General features: G+C 45.2%; 7 protein-coding genes and 1 pseudogene. All 8 read left to right on the top strand.

Annotated elements, in window-relative coordinates; all coding sequences use genetic code 11:
* The 8 genes and pseudogenes from DMB88_RS31560 (at position 1) to DMB88_RS31550 (ending at position 12,417) form a co-directional block, all read left to right on the top strand.
* Entirely contained in the window at positions 1–345 is a 345-nt protein-coding gene (locus DMB88_RS31560; RefSeq protein ID WP_254438347.1) for a helix-turn-helix domain-containing protein, read from the top strand.
* A gap of 206 nt (positions 346–551) precedes the next feature.
* Positions 552–3,449, top strand: coding sequence for a glycoside hydrolase family 2 protein (locus tag DMB88_RS25695; protein ID WP_128103595.1), 2,898 nt, complete (start codon positions 552–554; stop codon positions 3,447–3,449).
* A gap of 278 nt (positions 3,450–3,727) precedes the next feature.
* The gene (locus DMB88_RS25690) at positions 3,728–4,711 is read left to right on the top strand and encodes an ABC transporter permease (RefSeq protein ID WP_056693257.1); all 984 of its coding nucleotides are present in this window, start codon (positions 3,728–3,730) and stop codon (positions 4,709–4,711) included.
* 15 nt (positions 4,712–4,726) lie between these two features.
* Positions 4,727–5,629, top strand: a complete 903-nt coding sequence (locus DMB88_RS25685) for a carbohydrate ABC transporter permease (RefSeq protein ID WP_056693260.1) — start codon at positions 4,727–4,729, stop codon at positions 5,627–5,629.
* Positions 5,630–6,168: 539 nt separating this feature from the next.
* Positions 6,169–7,860, top strand: coding sequence for an ABC transporter substrate-binding protein (locus DMB88_RS25680; RefSeq protein WP_128103594.1), 1,692 nt, complete (start codon positions 6,169–6,171; stop codon positions 7,858–7,860).
* Positions 7,861–8,049: 189 nt separating this feature from the next.
* Positions 8,050–9,753 carry an ABC transporter substrate-binding protein gene (locus DMB88_RS25675; protein WP_251384380.1) on the top strand — a complete coding sequence of 568 codons (1,704 nt, stop codon included), beginning with the start codon at positions 8,050–8,052 and terminating at the stop codon, positions 9,751–9,753.
* A gap of 273 nt (positions 9,754–10,026) precedes the next feature.
* A pseudogene (locus DMB88_RS25670) lies at positions 10,027–11,984 on the top strand (glycoside hydrolase N-terminal domain-containing protein).
* Positions 11,950–12,417, top strand: coding sequence for a glycoside hydrolase family 95-like protein (locus DMB88_RS31550; protein WP_254438344.1), 468 nt, complete (start codon positions 11,950–11,952; stop codon positions 12,415–12,417). The pseudogene DMB88_RS25670 and the gene DMB88_RS31550 overlap by 35 nt, the downstream one beginning before the upstream one ends.

Below are 12,417 nucleotides of genomic sequence, written 5' to 3'. Positions count from 1 at the left end.
ATGATTGAGTTTATTAGACGCAACCCCGGCGAGAATTTGAAGCTAGAAGTACTCTCTGAGGTATTCAACTACAATAGTAGTTATCTGGGGAAATTGTTCAAAAATCATACAGGTGAGTCGTTTAACGCTTTCCTGGATAAAGTGCGGATGGAGAAGGCGAAGGAATTGCTGAACGAGGGATTAAAGGTACATCAGGTTGCCGCAAGAGTAGGGTATGCCAATGTGGATTACTTCCACGGAAAGTTCAGAAAATATGTAGGTGAATCTCCTTCAGCATATAAACAGGCCAGAGAACATGCTAAATTACAATCCAAAGAGAAGCCTGGAGAGACTACAAGCGAGTAGCGGTTAGACATATAGAAATGTTAGTACGTATTCAGAATTAATAAAACGTTTTCAGGAATAATGACATGAACACCTGTAGGTTACGCTGTAGGTGTTCTTATCATTTCATGAGATAGTCCATGTTCTTCCGTGTTTATGCAATGGTGCAGGCCAGAACGTACCTCTTAAACTGAATGTAAATCATAAGGTGAGGAGCGATAAAGCAGATGCAATCATTCGATCCTAATGCTATTCGTCAAACATATAACCTGAACGGAGCTTGGCAATTCTGCCTTGCTGCTGATTCTTCAAGTCTAGTTGCACCATCCTCTGATGATCCTGCATGGGGGGAGATTCAAGTCCCCGGTTCGTGGGAAGAACAGGGATACGGCGAAGAGCCAAGCTATCAACGTGTGGATACGTGGACTAAGGTACGTGAGTACGAAGGAGCTGCCTGGTACACGAGGAATTTTGAGATCGCTTCCACGGATACAGATTGTGCCTATATATTGAGACTAAAGGGAGTGCGCTGGACAACGGATCTCTGGGTCAATGGTCAATATGTCGGTGAGCGGGACAGTTTGGTTAATGTACAAGAATGGGATATTACGCCTTGGGTTCGAGAAGGATCATTAAACGAATTGAAGCTGCGTGTGGATAACACGATGAAGTATCCTCTAGCGGGTAGTCATATCCACTCCCTGCACACAGCTACTGCTTGGGGTGGGATTACAGGTGGAGCAACATTAGAGTGCATACCAATGAACCGTATTAACCAGCTGAGCCTATTTCCTGATGCCAGTCAGGAGACCTTAACGGTTAAAGGAACGATAAGTGTTGCTTCACATTTTACGGCATCAGCACTGCGGTTACATATTGATATTGAGCATCCTGATGGAACTTGGCTCGATTGTCACAGCTTTAAGGTGGAGTTACAAGATCATCAGGACGAAGTTAGACAAGGAGCAAGAGAGTCAGAAGGGCAACGGATCGTAGAGATACAACCACTGCAGGTGAACCTTGCACAGAAACAAGGTCTTGCTTTATGGTCGGATGAGTCACCTTCACTTTATCAAGCTAAGATTCGTTTATATGACGGGGACTTGCAGCTTGATCAGCACCATCGAACATTTGGGGTTCGCTCTTTCCAGGCTAATGGACAGAAGCTTATGCTGAATGACATTCCGATTTTTCTGCGTGGTTACGTAGATTGCTGTATTTTCCCACTCACAGGTTATCCAGTCTGGGACAAGCAGCACTATGTCCGGCAATTTCAGATTGCCAAGTCTTACGGGTTCAACCATGTACGTCTGCATGGCTGGAGCGCACCGCAACCTTTCTGGGAAGCAGCAGATGAAGAGGGAATGTTGGTGCAAGCTGAGCTTCCGCATTGGTCAAGATTATTCGAAGATCGAGAACAGCCTGCGCCAGCAGAAGTGTTGACCTATCTAACCCACGAGCTTGAAGGTCTGTTATCGTCGCTGCACGATCATCCTTCGTTTGTACTCTTCTCAATGGGAAATGAGTTGATTGGATCTAACGGTCATCCGGAATTAAATGAACTGGTGAGAAAGGCACAAGCGCTTGACCCGTCTCGCCTGTATACAGATAACACAGGATTCGGTCAGCTCCCAGCTCAAGGTCGGGAAGGGGACTTCTATATCCAATCCTTGAACTGGCATCCTCCACTGGAATCGGAATTGTCTGCCGTGCCGGATACAACACTTGATTATCAAGCTGTGACCCGGCTGGCAGATCGTCCGGTGATTGGTCATGAACATGCACAATACACCATGTATGTGCGCCCACAGGAACGTGAGAAATATACAGGTGTTCTCCGTCCTAGCTGGTTACCACCGGTTGAAGAGTCATTAACTCGTAAAGGCATGGCAGCGGAGCTGGAGCCCTACCAGCAAGCGAGCGGTGCACATCTGGTGCGATCACTAAAAGAAGCGATGGAGCGCGTGCGCCGTACCCCGAATGCAGCGGGTATACAGCTGCTGGATATCCGTGACTTCCCTGGACAGGGGCATGCCACGACAGGTATTCTGGATGTGTTCTGGGATAGCAAAGGGATTGCAGAGCCGGCAGACTTTCAACAATTTAACGAGAATACAGTCTTACTTCTAAGCTGTAGAGAGCGAACGTTTTATGCTGGGGAAGCGATACAAGTCGAAGCACGTGTGTCCCATTATGGACAGCAGCCTCTTCAGAACGCATCCGTTCATTGGAAGCTGGTAAGCAATCAAGTCGTTTTAGAAGAAGGACATTGGCACTATGGAGAAGTAGATCGAGGCGTCGTATGGCCTCTTGGACACCTATCGATACATGCACCTTCTGAACATGTGGCAGCCTTTAAGATCGAAGCAGAGATTCGATCAACGGATGACGAGGTCATTGCGACGAACGTATGGCACGGCTGGTCATTTCCACATCACCGGATCCATGAGCAAACTCACCGAATCTGGAATAGTGTGACCGAGCTTCAGCCACATCTTCTAGGCGCACATCAGGGTCACGTGGACAATTTAGATGGAAATACGCTACGAAGAGGCTCACAATTCCAGCTCGTCATGGCTAAGTCTCTTACACCAAACGTACTGGATTATCTAGTGAATGGGGGGCATGTGTGGATTCAGACTCCACCAGAAGGGTTATATGATCCGGTAGAGACGAAGTATTTGCCTGTGTTCTGGAATTATCTAATGTTTGCTACTCAACCAGGGGCAACGATGGGGTTAAACTTGAAGGAGCAGACCGCGCTGTTAGGGCGTTTCCCTTACGGTCATGCTTCGGATTGGCAATGGTATCATCTCGTTAACGGTACACCTGCGATCTGTTTGGATACGCTTCAGGGAGTAAGCCCATTGATTGAGGTTATCGATCACTTCCACAGAGCGAAACGTCTCACCTATGCCTTTGAAGCGAGGGTTGGACAGGGGAAATTACTGGTGTCTTCTCTACCATTCACTGAACTGTCTCTGATGAAACGCCCTGAGGTCGCATATTTGTTCCAAGAAGTCGTATCATACCTGCTGAGTGATCAATTCGAACCAGAATCTGCTATTTCCGTGGGTGAGCTGTTGGGCATATTGAAGTTACAAACGATACGTTTTGCACTCTAATTCAAAGAGCCTGAAAGGGCTCTTTTTTTATTATAGAAATGTAAAGTAAACGATTTCGAAAAAACGTTTTCGTAAATTGTAATTATGGCGTGTAAATTCCTTTATATTTCATATATTGAATTTAAAATGCTTAAAATGCACTGATTTTGACTCAAATATGTCGGATTCTATAGGGGGATATCTAATTTTTATATGATTTTCTCTAAAATCAAGATGGTATTATGAAAACGCTCTATCTAGTATGATGATTTTATAAAAACAGAGGAGGGGGAACGGAGATGGAAACGCTAACAGAAAAATCCGCTTCCGCGAAAAGAAGCAGTGACCCCAATCCGCCTACCAAAAAAGGCCGGAACGGAATTTGGGACAGCATTAAGCAACAAAAGTTTCTCTATCTCATGTCATTGCCATTCGTAGCTTGGGTATTTGTATTTAACTATCTACCTTTATGGGGATGGACGATGGCATTCCAAAACTATAAACCAGCTAGATCGTTCGGTGAACAAGAATGGGTTGGTTTTAAACACTTTGTAGAATTGTTCAGTGACGAACGCTTCTATCTTGTACTACGAAACACACTAGCCATGAGCATAATGGGGCTAGTTGTAGGTTTTGTCGTGCCTATTTTCTTCGCGATTCTCTTGAATGAACTAAAAGGTGTGTTCTTGAAGCGCACAGTACAAACCGTGTCGTACCTTCCTCACTTTGTATCCTGGGTCGTTGTTGCCGGGATCGTTACGAAAATGCTCTCCACCGATGGAGGCGTAATCAATGACATCTTGATGGGTCTTCATATTATTAACGAACCAATTCAATTCATGGCGCAAGGTAACCTGTTTTGGTACATTGTAACCGCTTCAGATATGTGGAAAGAAACCGGTTGGAATGCGATTATCTATCTGGCGGCTATTACGGGTATTGACCAAGAGCTGTACGAAGCCTCTCGTGTGGATGGAGCCAACCGCTGGAGACAGATGTGGCACATTACATTGCCTGGTATTCGGACAACCATGTCAGTCCTGTTCATCATGGCTATCGGTCACTTGACTAGTACAGGCTTTGAGAAGCAACTCTTGCTCGGTAACAGTCTCGTCACCGACTATGCTGAAGTATTAGACTTATATGCATTGAATTACGGTATATATCTAGGACGATTCTCGTACGGTACAGCCATAGGGATATTTAACTCCGTAGTTAGTATTCTTCTTCTGTTTGCAGCGAACGGATTGTTCAAAAAAATCACTAAAGAAAGCATCATGTAGGGAGGGGACGACATTATGGCGAACAAAGCATTCAATGCAACACGGGGCGATAAAGTGTTCAATATATTTAATATCCTCGCGATGACCATGGTGCTGATTGTAACACTGTATCCATTCCTGAACGTACTGGCGATCTCGTTTAATGATTCAACAGATACAGTGCGTGGCGGAGTTTATCTGTGGCCGCGGGAATTCACATTGGAGAACTACAAAACCATTTTCCAATATGAAGGATTGCTGACAGGTTTGAAAATATCCGTACTACGTACGCTAATCGGTACGTTCCTCGGATTGCTGAGTTCATCGATGATTGCGTACACGCTCAGCCGGCCTGATTTTAAAATTAGAAAATTTGTCTCTGTATCACTCGCTCTGACGATGTACTTCTCGGGTGGTCTGATCCCGACATATATCCTCATGCGCGACCTGAGCTTGATCGGTACGTTCTGGGTATACATTTTCCCATTGATGATCTCTGCCTTTAACGTGTTTGTCATTCGTTCATTCATGGACGGTCTGCCATATGCACTGCAGGAATCAGCTAAGCTCGATGGTGCAAACGACTTCACCATTTATTACAAAATCATTCTTCCGTTGTGTAAACCTGTACTTGCTACCATCGCGTTGTTCTTGGCGGTAGGACAGTGGAATCAATGGATCGATACGTACATCTACAACAACAATAAACCTAATTTAACGACGCTCCAATACGAGCTCATGAAGGTACTACAAAGTACACAACAGGGCTCAAGCGCTGGACGTAACGCCAATGACATGGCGCAGCAGATGGCACAGATTTCTCCGGAATCCATTAAGATGGCGATTACGATTGTCGCGACAGTTCCAATCCTGCTTGTTTATCCATTCCTGCAAAAGTACTTTGTAGGTGGTATGACCCTCGGAGCTGTTAAAGCATAATGTATCGACTGAATAGCGTGAGTAGATGACCTGCGATACACAGTGTAAGCGTGGCTGAGGAGCTGCGCTTACCGTATCGGGGGATCATCATATGATAAGTTTTAATTTGTCCAAAACCGAGTTGGTGTATGGCTTGAAATCAAAACTTGGTTTCGATCATCCCATTAATAAAGTGTTACAGATCGCATGAATATGTTCAAAGAAATATAACAATTATATCGGTTTACGAAAAACGTTTTCTGTAAAATAAATTCACTATTGACAAGGTTATTAACAACATTTATGATTCAGATATGAAAGCACTTTCATTAATAACTTGTTTGATTGCTAACCTGCATGATAATAAGTGAATGGTAATAAACTGAATTAGGGTATAACGACCTGTCGTTCGTGAATTTACCCAAAAAACAGAAAGCGCTTTTACAACAATGTCTCTAGCCAGAGGGGTCACATCGAGTGCAGTCAGCCACGTAAAGGTATGTGCAGGGCAGCCTGTTATACAAAATATAGCTTCATTATATCCATAAGGGGGATTACACATGAAGGGCAAAACACCAAAAACGTTTGCAATGCTGCTGTTAGCCAGTGCATTAGCAATCACAGCCGGTTGCGGAGGCAGTACAGCATCAGAAACACCAGTAGATACAGGGGATACAACATCTCCAATGACGATCACATTCTTCGGTGCAGATGCAAGTCCTAACTGGAATAAAATGCAGGATGCTATCGGTAAAGAAATCACTAAACAAACCGGTATTACGATCGAAGCTGAGTATGATGTAAATAACGGTGGCGATCAGAAGGTTGCCTTGATGGCAGCAAGTGGCGACTATCCTGATCTGATCTATCCAAAAGGCAATCTGTCCAAACTGGTTGATGCAGGAGCGATGCTGGATCTGACGGATCTGATCGAAGAGCATGCACCGAACCTCAAGAAAATATATGGGGATCAGATGAACCGTCTGAAATATAGCTTGGAGGATCAGGCCATTTATACCATCCCAACAAATATGGGGGTTGGTAACGTTGCATTTGATGCTACGGGTGGATTCGAAATTCAACAACGTGTGTTGAAAGAATTAGGATATCCTGAAATCAAGACGTTACAGGATTACGAAAATGTACTCAAAGAGTATGTGGCTAAACATCCAACCATTGATGGCCAACCAACGATTCCACTGACGCTGAATGCGGATGACTGGAAAATTATGATTACGGTAACGAACCCAGCATTCCAAGCTACAGGCGGGCCGGATGATGGTGAGTATTACATCAACCCTGAAACGTATGAAGCACAGCTTCACTACAAACGTCCAGAAGAGAAAGAATACTTCCGGTGGTTGAACCACATGTATGCAGAAGGTCTGCTCGACAAAGATACATTCGTGCAAAAGGATGACCAGTATAAATCCAAAATTGCCAGTGGTCGTGTATTGGGTCTGATTGACCAAGAGTGGAACTATCAAGATGGGGAGAACGCGCTGAAAGCAGCGGGTAAAGACGATGCGACTTATGCTCACTTCTCCGTATCCTTGAACGATGACATCGTGGATCATACGTTCCAACCGACTGGTTTCGATGGTTACGGAATCGGGATCTCAACAGAAGCTAAAGATCCAGTACGTATTATTAAATTCATGGATTGGATGGCTTCCGATGAAGGTCAGGTTTTGAGAAACTGGGGTATTGAAGGCGAACATTATAAAGTGGAAGATGGCAAACGTGTTATCCCTGAAGAAATTCAAGATCGCAAAACAAATGACAACACTGCTTTCACCAAAGAATCAGGTGTTGGATTGTATAACGTATTTAGTGCAAGATATGGTGACGGTGTGAAAGATTCCACTGATAACTACTACACAACGAACTTCCCTGAGCAGATCGTAGCAGGCTACACTGCGGCTGAGAAAGAAACGTTGAAAGCATACGGAATCACAACATGGAAAGAATTCTTCCCATCTGAGGAAGAACTGCCATTGAAACCTTGGGGTGCAGCGTACAACATGCCTGTTCCTTCGGATACAGATTACAACGTAACATTCCAAAAAACACAGGATATCGTTCGTAAACGTATCCCAGAAGCGATCCTGACTAAACCAGAAAACTTCGACAAAGTGTATGATGATTTCCTTGCTGAGCTTGACAGAAATGGTGCAGTCGAAATGGAGCAACAATATACGGTGTGGATTAAAGAGCGTGTAGCACTGTGGACTGGCGAAGAGGTTAAGTAATTCGGAATGGAAGACCGAATGATATAGGGATTACCTTGAAGAACCCCTGCGAAGGGGTTCTTCTACAGATTGATGAGAAATTTAAGATCACCTATAATTTTATTACAATCATTTTCAGCAAACGCTTTATTCTGATGAGGATAAGGTTAGCACTAATTCAAAGCTCGCCTAACTAGGAGGATATAGACAATGAGAGGCAAAATGAAAAGCAAGACACCAAAGACATTTGCAATGTTGATGCTGGCAAGTGCGCTATTGGTTACAGCAGGTTGTGGTAACTCAGGTAGTAAAGAGTCTTCGTCCGAAGGTTCAACAGGCACGGATCCAGTTACATTTACATTTTTTGGAGCCGATGCTAGTCCGAACTGGAATAGAATGCAGGACGAAGTAGGTCAAGAGATTACGAAACAAACAGGTGTTACGATTGAGGCGGAATATGACGTTAACAATGGTGGTGACCAGAAGATCGCCTTGATGGCAGCAAGTGGAGATTACCCGGATATCATTTATCCAAAAGGTAATTTGTCCAAGCTTGTTGATGCAGGAGCTATGCTTGACCTGACCGATCTGATTGAGGAGCATGCTCCCAACTTGAAGAAAATCTATGGCGAACAGATGAATCGTCTGAAGTATAGCTTGGAAGATCAATCGATCTACACGCTCCCAACAAATATGGGGGTAGATAACGTTGCATTCGATGCTACCGACGGTTTCGAGATTCAGCAAAAGGTATTGAAAGAGCTTGGTTATCCAGAAGTGAAAACCTTGCAGGATTATGAAAATGTACTTCGTGCATATGTTGAGAAATATCCAACGATTGATGGTCAACCAACCATTCCACTGTCGCTCAATGCAGACGATTGGAAAATTATGATTACGGTGACCAACCCAGCTTCCGCAACAACAGGTGGTAGCAATGATGGAGAATATTACATTGACCCAGAGACGTATGAAGCGATGCTGCATGTTAAACGTCCAATCGAAAAAGAATATTTCCGCTGGTTAAACCATATGTACAATGAGGGACTGCTCGACAAGGATACATTTGTGCAAAAAGAAGATCAATATAAATCCAAAATTGCGAGTGGACGTGTGCTTGGTCTCATCGATGCAGAGTGGGGATATTCAGACGCTGAGAATGCGTTGAAAGCCGCAGGCAAAGATGACAGCACATATGCTCACTTCTCTGTTATGTTGAATAAGGACTTGAAAGATACAACGTTCCAGCCAACAGGATTTGATGGTTACGGTATCGGAATTTCGACATCAGCAAAAGACCCAGTGCGTATCATTAAATTCTTCGACTGGCTTGCTTCCGATGAGGGTCAAGTGCTTAGAAACTGGGGTATCGAAGGTAAGCACTACAACGTAGTTGATGGCAAACGTGTCATTCCTGAAGAGATCCAAGATCGCAAAACGAATGATAATGCTGCATTCACCAAAGAAACAGGTGTAGAGCTGTACTCCATCTTTAGTGCAAGATATGGTGACGGTGTGAAGGATGCAACGGACAATTATTACACAACGAGATTCCCGGAACAGATCATCGCAGGTTATACTCCAGCTGAGAAAGAAACGTTAAAAGCATACGGAATTACAACCTGGAAAGATTTCTTCCCTTCCGAGGATGAGTTCGAGGTTAAAGAGTGGGGCGCGGCTTACAATATGCCAGTTCCATCAGATACAGATTACAACGTACAGTACCAGAAAACACAGGACATCATCCGCAAACGTATTCCAGAAGCGGTACTTGCTAAAAAAGAAGATTTCGATAAAGTATACGATGATTTCCTCGCAGAACTTGATCGAGCAGGTGCTGTAGAAATGGAGCAACAATATACGGTTTGGGTCAAAGAACGCGTTGCGCTCTGGACAGGTAAAGACGTTAAGTAACATGTCTTAGTTGAAGGCATTGAACCGCAGAAAAGACCCTGAGATGAAGGGTCTTTTCTGCGATTTACTGTGATGTTTTACATTGACGATAAGGATGAAATCTCCTATAATTTTGTTAGTGTAAGCACTTTCATTATGACCTAAAATGAGCTGGAATGTAGTAACAATGAAGGTGAAATAACGGATAGATTGCTAGTCATTAAACTATTTTTCGAAAACGTTTTATAACATGAACGACTAGAATAACATTACTTCAAGAACAGGAGCTATGTAATGACCTCATTAACGAAGAACATACAGCCGAATCGGTTATGGTATCGTCAGCCAGCAACCCGCTGGGAAGAGGCTCTTCCTATTGGTAATGGGCGTCTTGGGGTATGGTGTACGGCGGTGACGTGCAAGAACGCATTCAGCTAAACGAAGACACACTATGGTCAGGATACCCGCGCGACACAGTACAGTACAGCAGTCAGCGATATCTGAAGAAGACGCGTGAACTCATTATGGCAGGGCAGTACAGTGAAGCGGAAGAACTGCTGAACCGTGAAATGTTGGGGCGTGACGTTGAAGCTTATCAGCCGATGGGGCACTTCCTATTGAAGCAGGAGCAGCTGATTGGAACCCCTGTTCAGGAATTCGAACGAGAGCTTGACCTGGAAGCTGGAATTGCGACGACAAGCTATAGCTGTAATGGTATCCGTTATAAACGTGAAGTATATGCGAGTGCTGTGGACGATGTGATGGTATGTACGCTCTCAGCCGATCACGAAGGAGCAGTGAACGTCAGCCTTTCACTAGACAGTCCACACCCGTATACATCGCAGATTTCAGAAGATGGCATGACATTGTTCAGTCGCTGTCCGAGTCATGTCGAATCGAACTATTTCCGAGATCATCCTGAATCCGTCATTTATGAGGATGACCATGGAACCGCCTATGCTGTTAGAGTAAGTATCAGTATAGTAGGCAGCGAGGCTCGGGTTGTGGCTGAAGAGGACAGCCTGCGTGTTCTAGGAGCGGATCAGGTTGTGTTCTACCTGGCGGCTGCAACAGCATTTGAACGTTATGATGTCATGCCAGTGAAAGAAGGCGTGTGGTTAGAGCAGACATGTCGTGAGACCATCGCAAAAGCCAAGTCCTTCAATCCAGAGCAGCTAAGGGAACGTCATGAGCAGGATCATAGAGCGTTATTTGCAAGAGTTGATCTGAATCTGGGCATGACAGGCAATGGTGAATTGCCTACAGATGAGCGATTGTTAGCTTACCAGGAAGGGGCGGAAGACCCTGGACTGGAGGCGTTATATTTTCAATATGGTCGCTATCTGCTCATGGCAAGCTCACGTCCTGGCACGCAGCCAGCTAATCTACAAGGCATATGGAATCATCAGGTGGAGCCCCCGTGGCACAGTGATTACACAACAAACATCAACACGGAGATGAATTATTGGCCAGCGGAAGTCTGTAATTTGAGTGAATGCCATGATCCGCTGTTTGCGATGCTTGATGATCTGAGCCAATCAGGGCGTAGAACGGCTCGTATCCACTATGGGGCTCGTGGCTGGACTGCACATCACAATGTGGATATATGGAGAACATCAACACCTACAGGAGGGGATGCTAGCTGGGCATTCTGGCCAATGGGTGGTGTATGGCTGACCTCACATCTGTGGGAGCATTATCTGTTTACAGGAGATCAGCAATTCTTGGCAGAGCGTGCATACCCCATCATGAAAGAAGCGGCTCTGTTCTGTTTAGATTGGCTTATTGAGGGGCCAGGCGGTTATCTGGTTACGGTACCGTCCACCTCACCGGAGAATAAGTTTTTGACTGAGGAAGGGGAGGCTCGAAGCGTATCCATGGCATCAACGATGGATATGAGCTTAATCCGAGAGTTGTTTGAGCGAAGTATCACGGCTGCGAATCAGCTTGGGCTAGATTCGGAATGGACGCAGGAGCTCGCAGAGGCGAAGAGCAGACTGTATCCTTTCCGGATTGGCAGCGAGGGGCAGCTGCAAGAGTGGTTCCAGGATTTTGCTGAATCTGAACCAGGACATCGCCATGTATCGCATCTATATGGACTGTATCCGGGGATCAGATCAACAGAGTGCATACACCTGAGCTTGTTGAAGCTGCACGAGTATCGCTTGAGCGTCGTATTTCACAAGGGGAGGGCATACAGGGTGGAGCTGTGCCTGGTTGATCAATCTCTACGCACGTCTACTGGATCGTAAGCATGCACATCAATTTGTACGTACTTTGCTTGCGCGATCGACCCATCCTAACCTGTTTGATGATCATCCTCCGTTTCAAATTGATGGTAATTTTGGAGGCACGGCTGGCATTGCTGAGATGTTACTGCAGAGTCATATGGGTGAAATCCATCTCCTGCCTGCAATGCCTGAAGCGTGGGCGAGCGGTAGTGTGAAGGGCTTACGCGCACGAGGAGCCTATACGGTGGCTATGGTGTGGGAGAACAGTAAGTTGGTGACGGCTGAAGTTACCGCTGATCACGGTGGTTCATTAACGCTTCGTAGTACTTGTCCTGTACGTATTGAAGGTCATGAGCAGAGCTTGTCAGAGCGTACAACGCAAGGGGATTATGTAACGACAATAGGGGTGACAGGCGGGCAGACGGTTCGTGTGTCAACAGAGACGGAGGAATAA

This window comes from Paenibacillus sp. DCT19 (genome assembly GCF_003268635.1).
Classification (GTDB): domain Bacteria; phylum Bacillota; class Bacilli; order Paenibacillales; family Paenibacillaceae; genus Paenibacillus.
Note: the sequence above shows the minus strand (reverse complement) of the source record. Positions and strands in the feature narration are given on the sequence as shown.

Coding starts and splice junctions, on each gene's coding strand:
- DMB88_RS31560 (WP_254438347.1), top strand. CDS start 1: ATGATTGAGTTTATTAGACGCAACCCCGGCGAGAATTTGAAGCTAGAA.
- DMB88_RS25695 (WP_128103595.1), top strand. CDS start 552: ATGCAATCATTCGATCCTAATGCTATTCGTCAAACATATAACCTGAAC.
- DMB88_RS25690 (WP_056693257.1), top strand. CDS start 3,728: ATGGAAACGCTAACAGAAAAATCCGCTTCCGCGAAAAGAAGCAGTGAC.
- DMB88_RS25685 (WP_056693260.1), top strand. CDS start 4,727: ATGGCGAACAAAGCATTCAATGCAACACGGGGCGATAAAGTGTTCAAT.
- DMB88_RS25680 (WP_128103594.1), top strand. CDS start 6,169: ATGAAGGGCAAAACACCAAAAACGTTTGCAATGCTGCTGTTAGCCAGT.
- DMB88_RS25675 (WP_251384380.1), top strand. CDS start 8,050: ATGAGAGGCAAAATGAAAAGCAAGACACCAAAGACATTTGCAATGTTG.